This is a genomic window from Burkholderia paludis (genome assembly GCF_000732615.1).
In the GTDB taxonomy this organism is placed as follows: domain Bacteria; phylum Pseudomonadota; class Gammaproteobacteria; order Burkholderiales; family Burkholderiaceae; genus Burkholderia; species Burkholderia paludis.
On record NZ_JPGL01000014.1, the window covers coordinates 128,582 to 145,390 of the forward strand.

Genomic DNA, 16,809 nt, shown 5'->3' on the forward strand with positions numbered 1-16,809 from the left:
CAGCGATGAACATGCCTTTCCCCGTTTCCATTCCGCGACGCGCGCTGTGCGCGCTCGCCACCGCCGGCGCGCTGCTCGCGGGCGCCGCGCACGCGGCGATCGTGCCCGACCGCACCCGCGTGATCTTCAACGAAGGCGAGCAGGCCGCGATCGTCACGATCACCAACAAGAGCACGACCTATCCGTATCTCGTGCAGTCGTGGCTCGAGGATGCGAAAGGCAACAAGATCACGACGCCGCTGATGGTCGTGCCGCCGTTGCAGCGGGTCGAGGCGAACGAGCGCAACGTGCTGCGGATCGCGAAGCTGCCGGGCGCCGAGCTGCCGGCCGATCGCGAGTCGGTGTTCTACCTGAACATCCGCGAGGTGCCGCCGAAGACCGATACGCCGAACACGCTGCAGATCGCGCTGCATACGCAGATGAAGCTGTTCTACCGGCCGAAGGCCGTGCAGCCGCAGCGCGACGAGGACTGGACGCTGCCGATGACGTTGCGCGTGGATGCGGCCGCGCACCGGCTGGTGTTCGACAATCCGACGCCGTACCACGTGACGGTGGTCGACGTGAGCGCGGGCGAACAGAAGACGAAGGTGCCGATGGATCCGGTGATGGTGAGCCCGATGAGCACCGCCGACGTGCCGTTCAAGGCCGCGACGCCGTCGACGCTGTTCGTCACGCATATCGACGACTACGGCGGCCAGGTGGCGGTCGAGTACGCGTGCGAGGCCGGCGCCTGCAAGAGCGTGAAGAAATGAGCGGCGCTCGACGAACCGGCATCGCCGCGCCCATGCCCGCCTGGCTCAGGTGGTGCATGCTCGCGCTGTTCATCGCGGTGGCGCAGCCGGCGTGGGCCGTGCGCTGCGTCGCGAATGGCGGCGGCACGTCGCTGACGGAAGCGATCGGCAACGTCGCGTCCTATCCGACCGACGCACCGGACGGCTACGTGATCTGGGTGTCGCCGCCGCGCACGACGACGGGATACTGCTACAAGGATCTCGGCGGCGACATGAAGACGTTCGGCGAGTGGATCTATTTCTACGCGAACCCGGAAAAGCAGACGCCTGCCGCGTGGGGGCTGGAGATCGGCATCCGCTACGAAGGGCAGGACTACTTCGGCCGCAGCAGCCAGCCGGGCGACGGCGTGCAGACGAAAACGTACGTGGAGCCGTGCAAGCTGAGCGACGCGGACGTCAAGGCCGGGCGTTGCGAGAAGTTTCCGCTGAGCATCACCTATCAGGTCGTGGTGCGCAAGCGCGGCAACTGGGCGCAGCCGCCGTCGGACATCTACGCGGTGTTCCAGTTCGACGGCAAGGGCGGCCTGAACTACATCAACCCGAGCTTTCGCTACAAGCTGAGCGGCCTGCGGAACCTGAAGCCGACGCCTTGCCTGGTCGACGTGAAGGTCACGCCGGAACCGGGCATCGTGAAGTTCGGCCAGGTGCAGGCGACGGGCAGCGGCTTCTCGCCCGCGATACCGCGCAAGTCGTTCAGTCTCGCGCTGACCAAGCAGTGCAACGTGGCGCTGCGCGTGGACGGCTACTTCGAGACGTCGCAGACGGTGCGTAACGGGCTGCTCGTGCCGGATGCCAACAGCAATTTCGGTATCGGCATCGAGGACCGCAACGGCACGGCGATCCCGTTCAACCAGCAATTCGTGCTCGCGCAGATGCCCGGGAGCGTGAACTACCAGAGCGTGACGCTCGATGCGGTGCTGAAGGCGTTCGGGCCGCCGAAGATCGGGCCGTTCAACGGCACGGCGACGATTCGGCTGTTCATCTACTGACGCATGCGACGCCTGCCTGTCGACCCGGCGCGGCTTGTGCGATGCCGGCCGCCAACGCCGGGTCGGTGAAGCGCTGCCGCGAGGCGCCGGTATTCCGGCGCCTCGTGGCGTTTACCGCACCCAGTGACACACCTTGTGATGGTGATGCTCGAAGTGACACACGCGGTGCGGATGCGCTTCGGCGATCGCCGGCACGAGTACGGCTGCGGCCAGGGCCGCGACGGTCAGGGTTTTCAGTAGCGTTTTCATATTGAGGTCCTGTTGTTGAAGATCGGATGACGCGATCGGGAAAGGGCGTTACCACTGCGGCCGCTGTTCGTCCCTGCGGTCTTCATACCCGCCCGGATGCTGAGCTTCCCAGTCGCGGCGCTCCCAGTAACGATGCCCGTCCCAGTAACGATCGCCATGCCAGCCGATCGTGACTTCTGCCGGGGCAGGGTACGCGACGCAGCCCGTCAGCATCACGCTCGAGAGCGCACCGACCATGATGGCGGATAACACGATGGATTTCATGTCGTTCTCCCTTGGAAACAGCAACCCGATCGTACGAGCCCCCAAAATTTCACGTGGTAAGAAGTTGCTACTGCAAATGACAGCCGCAAGCAATTTGTCAGGCGCGTGAAAGATCGCGTCGGCGCGCCGCGGGACAGGCGGGCGGGCCGCACGCGATGTGCGCCGCGCCCCGCATCGTTTGCGCCGCCGGCGGCGAACCCGGTGCCGGATTGCGCCGGTCCTGTCGGGTTGAAAGCTTGATGTGCGCCGCGATCGAAATGACGCGTCTTGTCTGCTCGCGCAACGATTCCGGCAATTATTCGGACAAATCCAGACAACCCGAAAGGGGATTTGTGAATCGCATTGAGAATGATTTGCGTTTACGTTAAATTGCGCTATCTCGGAATTTGACGGAGCAGATCGATGACGATGGCGGAAGTGCTCGACCGACCGGCGGCGGCAGCGGCAAACCCGTTCCTCGGCAGTGATCGCGACCGGCGGCCGCGTGCCCGCCGTGCCGCGGAGCCCCGTGCGCAGGGCGCACTGCTCGACGTGCTGATCTCGCATCGCGCGATGCTCGTGAATGTCGCGCGCGGCATCGTCGGTTGTACGAGCCGCGCCGAAGACGTCGTCCACGACGTCTTCGTGAAGCTCGTCGAATTCCCGAACCAGGACGCGGTGCGCCAACCGGTCGCCTACGTGAGCCGGATGGTGCGCAATGCGTCGATCGACGCGTGCCGCCGGCGCAACCTCGAGAACGTCTATCACACGGAAGAGGATGCCGGCTTCGACGTGCCGTCGCCCGAGCCGACGCCGGAAGCCGCGCTGCTGACGCGCGACACGCTGCGGCGCGTCTGGGCCGCGCTGGACGACCTGCCGGCGCGCAGCCGCGCGGCCTTCGAGATGGTGCGGTTGCGCGAGGAAACGCTGCAGACCGCGGCGCGCGCGCTGAACGTGTCGCAGACGCTCGTGCATTTCATGGTGCGCGACGCGGAGCGCCATTGTGCGGACAGCCTCGAGGCATGCCATCGCGGCGTCGCGTGTCCGGCGTTCGCGGGCGGCCGCGCACGGCGGAACTAGGCAAGCGCGCCGGCCCGTCGCCCGCCGGGCCGGGGAGATGGACTCCAGCACGGCGCATCCCGGTGCCGTTTCCCGCGAGGTTCCGGTCGTGGCGCAAGCCGCGGCGCGTTTCGCCAGCAGGGACGATCGCGTCCATGCGGCCGTCGTCAGCGACCGCGAACGGTATGCGATCCGGCCGACGTTTCGCCGGTGCGCTCGCCGGGCAGGCGAGCGGCGCCGTGCGTGACCCGGAAAGCATCGTGTTCCCGTGGCGCATGGACGCCGCACCGATGCCCGACAACACGCCGATTCCGCACGCACGCGGCTCGTTCGAGAAACTGCCCGAGGTCGTCGTCGCGATGACGCAACGCTACACGGTCCTGCGCGACCGAACGGAGGATGGATGACGCGTGGTACCGCCGCACTTTCCGCGCGCGGGCTGTCGGTAGGGTATCGCGACCATGTCGTGATCGACGGGCTGGACCTGTCGATCGCGGCCGGCCGCGTCACCGCGCTGTGCGGACCGAACGGCTGCGGCAAGAGCACGCTGCTGCGCACGCTCGCGGGCCTGCAGCCCGCCCGTGCGGGCCAGGTCGAAGTGAACGGCACGCCGCTCGCGTCGTTGCGCCGTCGCGCGCTCGCGCGCGAGCTCACGATGCTCGCGCAGTTCAACCAGATTCCGTCGGGCCTCACGGTGCGCGAGCTCGTCGCGTACGGGCGCTATGCGTATGGCGGTTTCCTGCGCGGCCTGTCGCGCGCCGACCATGCGGCGATCGACGAGGCGCTCGAGACGAGCGGCCTCGCCGGCGACGCGGGCCGCGACGTCGGCGCGTTGTCGGGCGGCGAGCGCCAGCGCGCGTGGATCGCGATGGCGCTCGCGCAGCAGGCGCCGATCGTGCTGCTCGACGAGCCGACGACCTATCTCGACATCCATCACCAGCTCGACATCCTCGATGCGCTGCGCGCGCTGAACCGCGCACGCGGGCTGACGATCGTGTGGGTGCTGCACGACCTGAACCAGGCGGCCGCCTACAGCGACGAGATCGTGCTGATGCGAGCGGGCCGACTCGTCGCGCAGGGCTCGCCCGATGCGATGCTCGATCCGGCGCGGCTGCGTGCAGCGTTCGGCGTCGAGATGCTGAAGCTCGCGCATCCGCAGACGGGCGCGCCGATGTGCGTGCCGGCCTACGGGCCGTCCGCGTCGGGTGCGCCGCAGGCGTCCGGCGCCCTCGACCGGGATCTCGCCGTATGACCACGTTCGCGATGCGCAGGCGCCGCGCGGCGGCGGGGAAGCGGGCGACCCCGGGACGGGCCGGCACGATCGCGCTCGGCCTCGTCGCGCTGATCGGGGCGCTCGCCGCGCTGCGCGTCGCCCCCGATCTGCGCGCGTGGTGGGACGCCGCGCCCGGCAGCGACGACGCCGCGCTCGCGCACGTGTTCCTGTTCGACCTCAACCTGCCGCGGGTCGCGGCGGCGCTCGTCGCGGGCGGCTGCCTCGGCGTGGCGGGTGCGCTGTTCCAGTCGCTCACGCGCAATCCGCTCGCGTCGCCCGACCTGCTCGGCGTGACGGGCGGCGCCCAGCTCGGCCTGCTCGCGGCGATGCTCGTGCCGGCGCTGGCCGGTGTCGCGTCGGTGCCGCTGCTGTTCGCCTGCGGGCTGGCCGCTGCCGCATGCGCGATCGTCGCGGCCGGCGGCTGGCGCGCGACGCCGTTGCGGCTCGTGCTCGCGGGCAGCGTGTGCATGCTGCTGTTTTCCGCGCTGTCGACGCTCGTGCTCGCGTTTTTCGAAGAGAACATCGCGGGCGCCGCGCTGTGGAGCAGCGGCAGTCTCTACCAACCGGGCGCGGCGGGCCTCGCGCTCGCCGCGCGCTGGCTCGTCGTGCCGCTGGTCGCACTGCCGTTCGTGATCCGGCCGCTGGATCCGCTGACGCTCGGCGACGAGGCGGCGGCCGCGGCCGGCGTGCGTGTCGATGCGACACGGCTCGCCGCGACGCTCGTCGCGGTCGCGTTCACGAGCGTGGCCGTCAGTATCGCGGGCCCGCTGTCGTATGTCGGCCTGGTCGCGCCGAACCTGCTGCGCCAGGTGCGCGGGGCGCGCGCGGCGCGGCTCGGCGTGCTGGTGCCGCTGTCGGCGCTCGCGGGCGGCGCGCTCGTGCTCGGCACCGACAGCGCGGTGCTCGCGTCGGGTCTCGACGCGACGCTGTCGACCGGCGTGGCGATCGCGCTGGTCGGCACGCCGCTGATGCTGGCGATGATCCGGCACGGCGCCGCGTGGTCGGGCGTGCTGCACGCGGATGGCGAGCGCGCGGCGGGCGGTGGCGCGACGCGGCTCGTCGGCTGGCTCGAACGGCTCGGCTGGCCGTGGCGCACGGTGCTGTTCGTCGTGGCCGGCGTGCTCGCGATGCTCGTCGGCGCGTCGGCAGGCCCCGAATGGCTGTCGCCGGCCCGCTGGTTCGCCGCGCTGTCCGGCCACGATGCGCTCGCGCGGATGCTGATCGACCTGCGCCTGCCGCGCCTGCTGTGCGCGCTGCTCGCCGGTGCGTTGCTGGCAGCCAGCGGCGTCGCGATGCAGAGCGTCGTGCGCAATCCGCTCGCGGGCCCCGAAGTGCTCGGCGTCACGCAGGGCGCGGGGCTCGTCACGCTGGCTGCGCTGTCGACGTGGCCGCTGATGGGCCACATGACGCTCGCGGCGGCCGCGCTGATCGGCGGCGGGCTGTCGCTGGCGATCACGCTCGCGCTGAATCACCGGCAGCGCTATGCGCCGCTCGCGGTGGCGCTGACGGGCATCGTGACCGGCGCGTTGTGGACCACGCTCGCGCAATGGCTGATCACGCAGGAGAGCGTGCAGCCGGCACGCTTCGTCGTGTGGCTCGTCGGCGGCACCTATGGCCGGAGCTGGGGCGAGGTGTCGATGCTGCTGCCGTGGTGCGTGCTCGCGGTGCCCGCGTTCGCGTGGCTCGCGAAGCCGCTCGACATGCTCGCGCTCGGGGACGACCAGGCGGCCGTGCTCGGACTGCCGGTGGCCGCGCTGCGGCCGCTCGCGCTGACGATCGCGACCCTCGCAGCGTGCGCGGCCGTGGCGGCGGTCGGGCCGGTGGGCTTCATCGGGTTGATGGCGCCGCACGTCGCGACGATGCTCGGCGCGCGCCGGCACCGCACGCGGCTGTGGCTCGCGGCCGCGTGCGGCGCGCTGATCCTCGGAGTCGCGGATCTCGCGGCGCGCACGGTCGTTGCGCCGCGCGAAGTGCCGGCCGGGGTGCTGACCGCACTGATCGGCGCGCCGTACCTGCTCGGACTGCTGATTATCGAGGGGCGCCGCGCGCGGCGCGCACGGCGATGACGCCGATGCCGGACGGCGTGCGCGCCACGCGTTTCTCGGCGTTTGCGCCGCAACCGTTCGCCGACCATCTCGACGCCGTCTGGCTCGGCATGCCTGACGACGCGCATGCGCCGGGCCGCATCGTCGTGCCGGTCGGCGCATTGCCCGCGCATCGCGATGCGGTGCTCGACGCGATGGTCCGTCACTACGGCGGCGATCCGGCACGGCATGCGCGCGCGCTGATGTCGCAATGGAGCAAATACTATTTCGGCCGCGCGGCGCCGGCCGGCGTGGTTGCCGCGCTGACGCTCGGCCGGCCGCTCGACATGACGCCCGAGCGCACGTTCGTCGCACTCGACGACGGGATGCCCGCCGCGCTGTATTTCGCGAACGACGCGCTCGGCGCGCCGTGCGACGACCCGGCGTCGCGCTACGCGGGGCTCATCGCGCATCTCGGCGCGGTGATCGACCTGCTCGCGGCGATGGGCCGCGTCACGCCGCGCGTGCTGTGGAACAACGCGGGCAACCTGCTCGACTATCTGCTCGACGTCTATCGTTCGCTGCCGTGCGTGGCCGATCCCGCCCGCGACGCCGGCTGGCTGTTCGGCCCGACCTGCGTCGACGGCGAGCCGAATCCGCTGCGCACGCCGGTGCGCGATGCCGTGCCGCGCTCGCCGCTGCTGCCGACGCCGTTCCGCGCGCGCCGCGTGTGCTGCCTGCGCTATGAAATTCCTGGAGAAACGCAACTGTGTGGAAGCTGCCCCCTGCTACTGACGATGGACGACGCGGCGCTGGCCGGGCAGGGCGCGATCCGGTGATGCGCGCCGGCCGCCGGCACGCGCTCGGTGTACTGGCCGCGCTCGGCGCGGCCGCGTCGTCGGGCGCCGTCGCCGCCGCGCTCGATGCGTCCGGCGCGCCGGGCCCGCGCGGGGCGGGCGCCGTGTCGCTGGCCGGCAATCCCGTCGTCTCGCAGGCCAGCGCGACGATGCCGGTGCGGCCGCTGCGGGTGGTCGCACTCGATTTCATGTTCGCGGAATGCGCGGTCGCGCTCGACCTCGTGCCGGTCGGGATGGCCGATCCGGCGTTCTATCCGGGCTGGCTCGGCTATGCGAGCGACCGGCTCGCGCACGTGACCGATATCGGCACGCGGCAGGAGCCGGGGCTCGAGGCAATCGCCGCGGTCAGGCCGGATCTGATCATCGGCGTCGGTTTCCGCCATGCGCCGATTTTCGGTGCGCTCGACCGGATCGCGCCGACGATCCTGTTCCAGTTCAGCCCGGATGTGTCCGACGACGGCGGGGCACCCGTCACGCAGCTCGACTGGATGCGGCAGATCTTCCGGACGATCGGGGCGGTGACGGGGCGCGACGCACGCGCGCAGGCGGTCGGCGCGCGGCTCGACGCGGGAATCGCGCGCAATGCGGCGCGACTCGCGGCCGCGGGCCGCAAGGGCGAGCGCATCGCGCTGTTGCAGGATCTCGGCTTGCCCGACCGCTACTGGGCCTATACGGGCAACAGCATGTCGGCGGGCCTCGCGCGCGCGCTCGGGCTCGATCCATGGCCCGGCAAGCCGACGCTGGAAGGCACGCTTTACGTGACGTCGGCCGACTTGCTCAGGCAGCGCGGCCTGGCCGTGCTGTTCGTGACCGCATCGGGCATGGAGGTGCCGCTGTCGGCGAAGCTCGACTCGCCGGTATGGCGCTTCGTGCCCGCACTGCGCGAGCGCCGGATCGCGCTCGTCGAACGCAATATCTGGGGGTTCGGCGGGCCGATGTCGGCCCTGAAACTGGCCGACGTGATGGCCGACACGATGCTGAGGCTGCCGGCCGCGCGCTGAATGCGCGGCGGCAGGCATGCCGCCGGGCGCCGTCGGCCCGACGGGCAGGAGGCGGCCTCGGGGCGATCGGCGGTGGCGGGCCCGGGCGGCCACGCCGTGCGCCACTGCGTTGCCCGGCCCGCATCGACGTGGCGGAATGCGCGGCGACCTGCCGGTGCCGGACGAATCTCGCCGGCGCCCCGCCAGGGCCGCGCATCGGCCACCCTTCATCGGCCGCCGGTTACGCGCTCAGCGTGTCGGCGCCATCCCGGATGCGCGACCGCGCGGGCGCCGTGTCGCTCACGATGCGGCCGTTGTCGAGCTTCAGCAGCCGGTCGGCCAGATCGAAATAGCGGTCGTCGTGCGTGATCACGATCACGGCCTTGCCGCGCGCACGCAGCTCGGGCAGCAACTGCTCGTAGAACACGGCCTTGAACGACGGATCCTGATCGGCCGCCCATTCGTCGAACAGGTAGAACGGCCGGTCCTCCAGATAGGCGACGACGAGCGCGAGCCGCTTGCGCTGTCCGGTCGACAGTGCGCGGGTCGAGAACGCGCCGTCCACCACCTTGACCTTGTGGTCGAGCGCGAGCTTCGCGACGAGCGCATTCGCGCGCGCATCGGCCTGTGCGCGGGACGGATCGTCCGGATCGACGATGCCGAGCAGCGCGTCGAACAGGTGAAAGTCGTTGAACACCGCGCTGAAGCGCTGCCGATACGCCGCGCGCTCGCGCCAGCCGATCGTGCGGCCGTCGACCTCGATCGTGCCTTGCTCGGGCTCGTAGAGGCCCGTCAGCACCTTCGCGAGCGTCGTCTTGCCGCTGCCGTTGCCGCCGACGATGAACACGAGTTCGCCGGGTTTGATGGTCAGGTCGATCGGCCCGATGCCGAACATCCGCTCGTCGCGCTCGTGGAAATACGCGTGGGTGACGCCGCGCAGCGTGACGGCGCCGGCCGGCGGCACGTCGGGCGCGTCGGCCGCGGGCGGCGCCGTGCGCAGCGCGCCGAATTCGGCCATCACGCCTTCGATCCGCGCGAGCGACACGCGGGCCGCGTTGAGGGTCGGCAGGTTGTTCAGCAACCCGTCGAGCGGAACGAGCATGAACAGGAACACGACGACGTAGCCGGCCGCCGCGGCCGGATCGGCATGCACGCCGAGTTGCGGCCAGAACGACGCGACGCCGAGGAACACGTAGAACAGGAAGATGATCCAGCCGACGCCGACCGCGTATGCGCTGAACGCGCGGCGGCGGTGGTCGCGCACCTCGCCGATCGCGGCGCCGAGCTGTCCGTCGACGAACTGCCGTGCGCGGGCGTCGTGCAGCTTCAGTTCCTTCGCGCCGGAGAACAGCGAGCCGAGATGGCCGAACAGGCGGTCCTGCGCGCGGCCGGCCGCTTCGAGCGACGCGATCGCGCGGCGGTCGCCGGTGTGGTAGCCGACCGAGCCGGCGACGATCGCGGCCAGCGCCAGCAGGCACACGGGCCACGACAGCCACGCGAGATAGCCGAGGCAGCCGAACACGATCGAGCCGTGCATGACGAGGTTCGGCAGCGCGAAGAACAGCATCGACACGTTGGTCGCGTCGTCGGTCAGCACCGACTGCACGGGCGCCGCGCCGATCCGCTCGATGTCGCGCAGCTCGGCCGCGCCGACGCGCCGTGCGAGATGCACGCGCAGCCGCGCCATCGTGTCCTGCGACAGGCGGGCGAACAGCGTGCCGGACACGATCCGCGTGACCAGCGCGATCACCGCGCACAGCGCGAAGCGCCACGCGAGCTGCGTATCGGCCGCGCCCGGCTGCGACAGCGCCCGGTTCAGCGTCGCGACGAGCAGCACGCTCGCGACGCCGTTCAGCACGCACGCGGTGAGCGCCAGCGCGAGCGACGCACGGCTTTCGCGCAGCAGCGCAAGGATCAGGCGCGCAGCGGGGCGGGCGGGAGCGGCGTCGGGCGGCGGCGGGGAAGAGGGCTCGTGGGCGGCAGTCATCGGCAACGTGGGCGAACGGAGGGCAGGCGAAAACGCGGAAGCGGCGGACGAGCGGGGTCCCGGTCCGGCGTTCCTCCGTGTGAGACGAACGGGCCGCGCAAATGTTTACCGGATGGCCCGCAGGACCAGCCGGGCGGGGTGATTGCTTACAAAACGGTAAAAAATCGGCGGCGTCATTCGTCACCCCAGGGGTGAAGCCGCCACAAGCGGCTCCGAGGCACGTCTGGAGCGGAAGACGTCGTTCATCCGACGCGGCTCCGGGCGGCGGCGCAGCGCCCGATCCGCACGTGGCGCGATCGAGGCTGCGGCAGGCGGGCGGATGAACGGCGACGCACGCGCCGCGCGCCGGCAATCCGTGCATCGCCTCGCCCGGGAGCAACGACGGGATCGCGTGCGCCGGTGACGCGGGCGCGGCCCGGGCGGCGTGGGGAAAACGACAGAAAAACGGGGCAAGCGCGAGCCGCATGGTTCGCGCTTTTCGACAAAGGTGCGGTCGGAGACCGCAAGACAAGTGGAGCAAAGGAAGATGGAGTGGGCAACAGGCACGCGTTTGCGTGCGATCGCAGCCGCGGCAGGCGTGGCGTTCGGTGCGGCGGCAGGACAGGCGCATGCCCAGGCGGCGCCGGCCGAGAACGCGGGCGCCGCGGCGTCGGCCGGCAGTGCGCAGAACGGCACGCTGCCGGCGATCAGCGTCAACGCGGCCTCGGAGGGAGACGGCACGGTCGGGCTCGTCGCGAAGCGCAGCCGGACCGGCACGAAGACCGATACGCCGATCAACGAAATTCCGCAGACGATCAACGTCGTCACCGCGCAGCAGATCGAGATGACCGGCGCAACCGACGTGAACATGGCGCTGCGCTACGTGCCGGGCTTCTCGTCGTACGGCACGGACAACCGGTCGGACTGGTACTCGGCGCTGCGCGGCTTCACGCCGACCGCGTACGTGAACGGGCTGCAGGTGCCGAACACGATCAACCTCGCGAGCTGGCGCGTCGATCCGTACATGATCGACAGCATCACCGTGCTGCGCGGGCCGACCTCGGTGCTGTACGGCGCGGGCGATCCCGGCGCGATCGTCGACGTGCAGACCAAGCTCGCCGACGGCGAGCGCGTGCGCGAGGCCGGCGTGCAGATCGGCAACTACGCGCGCAAGGAATTCATGCTCGACGTCGGCGACAAGCTCGACCCGGACGGCAAGTACGCGTACCGGTTCGTCGGCGTCGCACGCGACGGCAACGCGCTGACCGGCCCGAACAACGACCAGCGCGTCGCGCTCGCGCCGTCGTTCCGCTGGCGCCCGAACGCGGACACGTCGCTGACCCTGTCGGCCACCTATCTGCAGGACTGGGGCGACATCTCGTCGAACTTCCTGCCCGCGGTGGGAACGGTGCTGCCGAACCCGAACGGGCAGCTCGGCAAGGATGTCTACCTGGGCGACCCGAACTTCAATTACTACCGCAAGAAGCAGTGGTCGGTCGGCTACCAGTTCGAGCAGAACCTGACGCCGGCATGGACGTTCCGGCAGAACGTGCGTCTCATGCACCTGTCGCTCGACAACGGCTCGGTGTACGGCGGCGGCCTGGTCGACGGCAGCCTGACCGACGTGTCGCGCTGGGCCGGCGTGTTCCAGATGAACTACAGCCGCTTCGACATCGACAACAACCTGCAGGGGCGGTTCTCGACGGGGCCGCTCGACCACACGCTGCTGCTCGGCTTCCAGTACAACCGGCAGACCGCGACCGACAGCGAATGGGTGGCCGCAGCGCCGCCGCTGAACATCTACAACCCGGTCTACACGCCGGTCACGCTGTCGGTGTTCTCGCCGCCGAACACCACGTACCGTACCAACACGTACACGGCGATGAACACGTTCGGCCTGTACGCGCAGGACCAGATCAAGTGGAACCGCTGGACGCTGACGCTCGGCGGCCGCGAGGACTGGGTCAACATGCGCATGGACGATCGCGAGGGCGGCACGCAGACGAAGGCGGACGTCACGGCGTTCACCGGCCGCGTCGGCCTGACGTACCAGGGCGATTACGGGCTGGCGCCGTACATCAGCTATGCAACGTCGTTCAACCCGCTGATCGGCGTGAACCTGCTCGGCGGCGGGCTGCCGCAGCCGACGCGCGGCAAGCAGATCGAGGCCGGCCTGCGCTGGCAGCCGCCCGGCAAGAACCTGATGCTGAACGCGGCGATCTACCAGATCAACCAGACCAACGGGATCACGCCGGCGCTGCTGAGCCAGGACGATAGCGGCACGAAGTCCGTGCAGACCGGCGAGGTGCGTGCGCGCGGGATCGAGTTGAGCGCGACCGGCAAGCTCACGCAGAACCTGTCGCTGATCGCGTCGTATGTCTACCAGGACGTCAAGGTCATCAAGGCGAACGACGACACGCTGAACAACTGGCCGGTCGACATTCCGCGTCCGCGCCAGATGGCGTCGCTGTGGACCGACTGGACGTGGCACACGGGGCCGCTCGCGGGCTTCGGGCTCGGCGGCGGCATTCGCTACCAGAGCGCGTCGGCCGGCGCGTCCGACAACTCGCTGACGGTATCGAGCGTCACGCTGTTCGACGCGGGCCTGCATTACGACACGCGCAACTGGCGCTTCTCCGTGAACGGGACCAACCTGTTCAACCGCCGCTTCATCAGCGGCTGCCAGTCGTACAGCGTCTGCGTGTTCGGCAACGACCGTACGGTGATCGCGACCGCGAAATACAACTGGTGACGGTGCGCGCCGCGGCCCGCCGGCCGGCCTTCGTGGTCGGCGCGGGCCGGCCGCGGCGTCTTCGCATGCGTTTTCCGCTGTAACCATCCCGAAGACCATCCCGCCCGCGGCCGCTCGGGCCGAACCGCCGGCAGCGCTTCAGGGCGGCGCGCGCTGCGTGGCGGCGCTGCCCGAAGGCCTCGACGAGCGCCATATGTCCCGCGGGCGCGACCGGGCGCACCACATGCTCCGGCCCTGTCCGGCTGCGATGAAGAAGCGCAGGCGTGGCGCGACGACGTGCACGGCGCCATGGCGCCGAGGCGAAAGCCTCGCGACAGCGTGGGGCCCGACCACCGGCCCGCGCACCGTGTCCGGCCCAGCAACCATTGGTTGCTACCGCGACGACTTTTCGGCTGCCCGGTTGCCATCGAACCGGCTATCCTTGCCTGCACCATCCCCACGGCACACAAGGAGACGACATCGTGACGCACAGCGTGATTCCCGCCGGCCTCGCCGACGAAATGATCGAAATCCGGCACCGCATCCACGCCCACCCCGAGCTGGGCTTCGAGGAGTTCGCGACCAGCGATCTCGTCGCGGCGCAGTTGCAGTCGTGGGGCTACGCGGTGCATCGCGGGCTCGGCGGCACGGGCGTCGTCGCGCAGCTGAAGGCGGGCGACGGCACGCAGCGCCTCGGCCTGCGCGCCGACATGGACGCGCTGCCGATCCACGAGGCGACCGGCCTGCCATACCAGAGCACGATTCCGGGCAAGATGCACGCGTGCGGCCACGACGGCCATACCGCGATGCTGCTCGCGGCCGCGAAGCACCTGGCGCGCGAGCGCCGTTTCTCGGGCACGCTGAACCTGATTTTCCAGCCGGCCGAGGAAGGGCTCGGCGGCGCGAAGAAGATGCTCGACGAAGGGCTGTTCGAGCAGTTCCCGTGCGACGCGATCTTCGCGATGCACAACATGCCGGGCTTCCCGACCGGCAAGTTCGGTTTCCTGCCGGGGCCGTTCATGGCGTCGTCGGATACGGTGATCGTCGACGTGCAAGGCCGCGGCGGCCACGGGGCGGTTCCCCACAAGGCGGTCGATTCGGTGGTCGTGTGCGCGCAGATCGTCATCGCGCTGCAGACGATCGTGTCGCGCAACGTGTCGCCGCTCGACATGGCGATCGTCACGGTCGGCGCGATCCACGCGGGCGAAGCGCCGAACGTGATTCCCGATCGCGCGCAGATGCGCCTGTCGGTGCGCGCGCTGAAGCCGGAGGTGCGCGACCTGCTCGAGACGCGCATCAAGGAAGTCGTGCATGCGCAGGCGGCCGTGTTCGGCGCGACCGCGACGATCGACTACCAGCGCCGCTACCCGGTGCTCGTCAACGATGTCGAAATGACCGCGTTCGCACGCAACGTCGCGCGCGAGTGGGTCGGCGATGCCAACCTGATCGACGAGATGGTGCCGCTGACCGGCAGCGAGGATTTCGCGTTCCTGCTCGAGAAGCGGCCGGGCTGCTACCTGATCATCGGCAACGGCGACGGGGAGGGCGGCTGCATGGTGCACAACCCCGGCTACGACTTCAACGACGCGGCGCTGCCGACGGGCGCGTCGTACTGGGTCAAGCTGGCCGAGGCGTTTCTGGTGTGACGGGGCCGCCCGGCTGCGCTCCGGGCCTGCCGCGACGAGCCGTCCGACACCGGTCGCGCTAGATCGCGCTACCGCTGAACAGCGCCGTCACGGCTTCCGGATTCGACGGCCAGTACATGTGCATGTAGGTCGCGACGATCGCGCCCGCGCGATAGACGGCCTCGCCGCTGCCCGCATCGCCGTCGGGCCGGGTCGCGCACGCGGCCGGCTCGAGCGGCGTCGCGAGCCGCGAGTAGTGGAACGTATGGCCGCGCAGCGCGCCGGTACGCGTGGCGAGCTGCTGCATGCCGAGCGCCGCGAACCGGCGCTGCATCGTCGCATGGCCCGGCAGCAGGCCGAGCATCGGCGCCGTCGCGCCGTCGACGTCGGTCAGCGATTCGCACAGATAGACCATCCCTCCGCATTCCGCGACGATCGGCCGGCCGGCCGCGGCATGCTCGCGAATCGATCGCGCGGCCACGGCGTTGGCCGCGAGCGTCGCCGCGTGCAGTTCCGGGTAGCCGCCCGGCAGGAACAGCGCGTCGCAATCGTCCGGCACGGGCTCGTCGGCCAGCGGCGAGAAGAACGCCGCCTGCGCGCCGAGCGTGGCGAGCAGCGCGAGATTCGCCGGATAGATGAACGAGAACGCGGCGTCGCGGGCGACGGCGATCCGCTTGCCGGCGAGCCCGCGCGGCACCGGCGCGGCGGCGTCGAGCTCCGCGAACGCGATCGCGGGCGGCAACTGCGCGAGCGACGTGCCTGCCAGCACATCGGCCGCGCGCTCGAGCCGTGCGTCGAGATCGTCGATGTCGCCCGGCTGGTGCAGGCCGAGATGCCGTTCCGGCAACGCGATGCCCGCGTCGGCCGGCACGTGCCCGAGCCAGCGCAGGTCGTCGGGCAGCGCCTGCTGCAGCAGCGCCGCGTGCCGGGCCGAGCCGACGCGGTTCGCCAGCACGCCGTGAAACGGCAGCGCCGGCCGGAACCGCGCGAGCCCGAACGCGATCGCCGCGAACGTCTGCGCCATCGCCTTCGCCGAAATGACCGCGACCACCGGTACGCCGAACGCGACCGCGAGATCGGCGCTGCTCGGCGTGCCGTCGAACAGCCCCATCACGCCTTCGATCAGGATCAGGTCCGCCTCGCGCGCGGCCTCGGCGAGCAGCGCGCGGCACCCGGCCTCGCCGACCATCCCGAGGTCGAGCGCATGCACGGGTGCGCCGCTCGCACGTTCGAGCAGCATCGGATCGAGGAAATCCGGCCCGGTCTTGAACACGCGCACGCGGCGGCCGAGCCGGCGGTGCAGCCGCGCGAGGCCGGCCGTCACCGACGTCTTGCCCTGGCCGGACGCGGGCGCGCTGACGAACAGCGCGGGGCAGGCGGGCACGCTCAGAACTCCACGCCGCGCTGCGCCTTCACGCCTTGCTCCTTGTACGGATGCTTGACGAGGCGCATTTCGGTGACGAGATCGGCCGCGTCGATCAGCGCATCGGGCGCGTGCCGCCCGGTGACGACGACGTGCACCGAATCCGGCCGGGCGGCGAGCGTCGCGAGCACTTCGTCGAGCGGCAGGTATTCGTACTTCAGCACCGTGTTCAGTTCGTCGAGGATCACCATCCGGTAGTCGCCGCTTTCGATCATCCGGCGCGCCTCGTCCCAGCCCTTGCGGGCAGTCGCGATATCGGCGTCGCGGTTCTGCGTGTTCCACGTATAGCCGTCGCCCATCGTCACGAAATCGCATTGCGCGACCGCGCCGAGGAAGTCGCGCTCGGACGTGTGCAGCGCGCCCTTGATGAACTGCACGACGCCGAGCCGCATGCCGTGGCCGAGCACCCGCACGGCCATGCCGAACGCGGCGGTGCTCTTGCCCTTGCCGTTGCCGGTGTTGACGATCAGCAGGCCCTTTTCGTTGACGGCGGCAGCCTGCTTCTTCTCGTGGCCGGCGCGGCGGCGTTCGGTCATCCGTTGATGGGATTCTGCGTCGGTTTTCATCGGAATCGTCCTGTCGAAAGAAAGCGGAACAAA

General features: G+C 70.3%; 15 protein-coding genes. 10 read left to right on the plus strand and 5 right to left on the minus strand.

Annotated elements, in window-relative coordinates; genetic code table 11:
• Window positions 1-5: 5 nt before the first annotated feature.
• Together GQ56_RS0110795 and GQ56_RS0110800 are read left to right on the plus strand one after the other, a co-directional pair.
• Window positions 6-752 (plus strand): fimbrial biogenesis chaperone, encoded by a 747-nt coding sequence (locus tag GQ56_RS0110795; RefSeq protein WP_031398665.1) that lies wholly within the window; start codon window positions 6-8, stop codon window positions 750-752.
• Window positions 749-1,780: a fimbrial protein gene (locus tag GQ56_RS0110800; RefSeq protein ID WP_031398666.1), complete on the plus strand. Its 1,032-nt coding sequence runs from the start codon at window positions 749-751 to the stop codon at window positions 1,778-1,780. Before GQ56_RS0110795 ends, GQ56_RS0110800 begins: the two co-directional genes overlap by 4 nt.
• 111 nt (window positions 1,781-1,891) lie before the next feature.
• Here the strand turns inward: GQ56_RS0110800 and GQ56_RS46025 are convergent, their stop codons facing one another.
• Both GQ56_RS46025 and GQ56_RS0110810 read right to left on the minus strand, forming a co-directional pair.
• Window positions 1,892-2,029 (minus strand): HHHH-motif protein, encoded by a 138-nt coding sequence (locus tag GQ56_RS46025; protein ID WP_162836099.1) that lies wholly within the window; start codon window positions 2,027-2,029, stop codon window positions 1,892-1,894.
• Window positions 2,030-2,077: 48 nt separating this feature from the next.
• The gene (locus tag GQ56_RS0110810) at window positions 2,078-2,293 is read right to left on the minus strand and encodes a hypothetical protein (RefSeq protein WP_031398667.1); all 216 of its coding nucleotides are present in this window, start codon (window positions 2,291-2,293) and stop codon (window positions 2,078-2,080) included.
• Window positions 2,294-2,695: 402 nt separating this feature from the next.
• Between GQ56_RS0110810 and GQ56_RS0110815 the strand changes: the two genes are divergently transcribed.
• The 6 genes from GQ56_RS0110815 (at window position 2,696) to GQ56_RS0110840 (ending at window position 8,486) form a co-directional block, all read left to right on the plus strand.
• Window positions 2,696-3,352 carry an RNA polymerase factor sigma-70 gene (locus GQ56_RS0110815; protein WP_031398668.1) on the plus strand — a complete coding sequence of 219 codons (657 nt, stop codon included), beginning with the start codon at window positions 2,696-2,698 and terminating at the stop codon, window positions 3,350-3,352.
• Window positions 3,353-3,516: 164 nt separating this feature from the next.
• Window positions 3,517-3,738, plus strand: a complete 222-nt coding sequence (locus GQ56_RS0110820) for a hypothetical protein (protein WP_152601717.1) — start codon at window positions 3,517-3,519, stop codon at window positions 3,736-3,738.
• A complete protein-coding gene (locus tag GQ56_RS0110825; RefSeq protein WP_031398670.1) occupies window positions 3,735-4,583 on the plus strand; it encodes an ABC transporter ATP-binding protein in 849 nt (282 codons plus the stop codon). The genes GQ56_RS0110820 and GQ56_RS0110825 overlap by 4 nt, the downstream gene beginning before the upstream one ends.
• Window positions 4,580-6,670, plus strand: coding sequence for a Fe(3+)-hydroxamate ABC transporter permease FhuB (gene fhuB, locus GQ56_RS0110830; RefSeq protein ID WP_031398671.1), 2,091 nt, complete (start codon window positions 4,580-4,582; stop codon window positions 6,668-6,670). The genes GQ56_RS0110825 and fhuB overlap by 4 nt, the downstream gene beginning before the upstream one ends.
• Entirely contained in the window at window positions 6,667-7,467 is an 801-nt protein-coding gene (fhuF, locus tag GQ56_RS0110835; protein WP_031398672.1) for a siderophore-iron reductase FhuF, read from the plus strand. Before fhuB ends, fhuF begins: the two co-directional genes overlap by 4 nt.
• On the plus strand, window positions 7,464-8,486 hold the full coding sequence (locus tag GQ56_RS0110840; RefSeq protein ID WP_152601718.1) for an ABC transporter substrate-binding protein: 1,023 nt from the start codon (window positions 7,464-7,466) through the stop codon (window positions 8,484-8,486). Before fhuF ends, GQ56_RS0110840 begins: the two co-directional genes overlap by 4 nt.
• A gap of 220 nt (window positions 8,487-8,706) precedes the next feature.
• Here the strand turns inward: GQ56_RS0110840 and GQ56_RS0110845 are convergent, their stop codons facing one another.
• Complete coding sequence (locus GQ56_RS0110845; protein WP_031398674.1) at window positions 8,707-10,452, minus strand: cyclic peptide export ABC transporter; 1,746 nt, start codon at window positions 10,450-10,452, stop codon at window positions 8,707-8,709.
• Window positions 10,453-10,978: 526 nt separating this feature from the next.
• Here GQ56_RS0110845 and GQ56_RS0110850 point away from each other — a divergent pair.
• Both GQ56_RS0110850 and GQ56_RS0110860 read left to right on the plus strand, forming a co-directional pair.
• A complete protein-coding gene (locus GQ56_RS0110850) occupies window positions 10,979-13,183 on the plus strand; it encodes a TonB-dependent siderophore receptor (protein WP_031398675.1) in 2,205 nt (734 codons plus the stop codon).
• 461 nt (window positions 13,184-13,644) lie between these two features.
• A complete protein-coding gene (locus GQ56_RS0110860; RefSeq protein WP_031398676.1) occupies window positions 13,645-14,808 on the plus strand; it encodes a M20 aminoacylase family protein in 1,164 nt (387 codons plus the stop codon).
• 58 nt (window positions 14,809-14,866) lie between these two features.
• Here GQ56_RS0110860 and GQ56_RS0110865 read toward each other — a convergent pair whose 3' ends face one another.
• Window positions 14,867-16,171: a cobyrinate a,c-diamide synthase gene (locus GQ56_RS0110865; protein WP_031398677.1), complete on the minus strand. Its 1,305-nt coding sequence runs from the start codon at window positions 16,169-16,171 to the stop codon at window positions 14,867-14,869.
• A 2-nt stretch (window positions 16,172-16,173) separates the two neighbouring features.
• Window positions 16,174-16,776 (minus strand): cob(I)yrinic acid a,c-diamide adenosyltransferase, encoded by a 603-nt coding sequence (gene cobO / locus GQ56_RS0110870; RefSeq protein ID WP_031398678.1) that lies wholly within the window; start codon window positions 16,774-16,776, stop codon window positions 16,174-16,176.
• Window positions 16,777-16,809: the final 33 nt, after the last annotated feature.

What these genes read in the sequence shown, in the direction of transcription:
- GQ56_RS0110795 (WP_031398665.1), top strand. Translation starts at nt 6, where the DNA reads ATGAACATGCCTTTCCCCGTTTCCATTCCGCGACGCGCGCTGTGCGCG.
- GQ56_RS0110800 (WP_031398666.1), top strand. Translation starts at nt 749, where the DNA reads ATGAGCGGCGCTCGACGAACCGGCATCGCCGCGCCCATGCCCGCCTGG.
- GQ56_RS46025 (WP_162836099.1), bottom strand. Translation starts at nt 2,029, where the DNA reads ATGAAAACGCTACTGAAAACCCTGACCGTCGCGGCCCTGGCCGCAGCC.
- GQ56_RS0110810 (WP_031398667.1), bottom strand. Translation starts at nt 2,293, where the DNA reads ATGAAATCCATCGTGTTATCCGCCATCATGGTCGGTGCGCTCTCGAGC.
- GQ56_RS0110815 (WP_031398668.1), top strand. Translation starts at nt 2,696, where the DNA reads ATGACGATGGCGGAAGTGCTCGACCGACCGGCGGCGGCAGCGGCAAAC.
- GQ56_RS0110820 (WP_152601717.1), top strand. Translation starts at nt 3,517, where the DNA reads ATGCGATCCGGCCGACGTTTCGCCGGTGCGCTCGCCGGGCAGGCGAGC.
- GQ56_RS0110825 (WP_031398670.1), top strand. Translation starts at nt 3,735, where the DNA reads ATGACGCGTGGTACCGCCGCACTTTCCGCGCGCGGGCTGTCGGTAGGG.
- fhuB (WP_031398671.1), top strand. Translation starts at nt 4,580, where the DNA reads ATGACCACGTTCGCGATGCGCAGGCGCCGCGCGGCGGCGGGGAAGCGG.
- fhuF (WP_031398672.1), top strand. Translation starts at nt 6,667, where the DNA reads ATGACGCCGATGCCGGACGGCGTGCGCGCCACGCGTTTCTCGGCGTTT.
- GQ56_RS0110845 (WP_031398674.1), bottom strand. Translation starts at nt 10,452, where the DNA reads ATGACTGCCGCCCACGAGCCCTCTTCCCCGCCGCCGCCCGACGCCGCT.
- GQ56_RS0110850 (WP_031398675.1), top strand. Translation starts at nt 10,979, where the DNA reads ATGGAGTGGGCAACAGGCACGCGTTTGCGTGCGATCGCAGCCGCGGCA.
- cobO (WP_031398678.1), bottom strand. Translation starts at nt 16,776, where the DNA reads ATGAAAACCGACGCAGAATCCCATCAACGGATGACCGAACGCCGCCGC.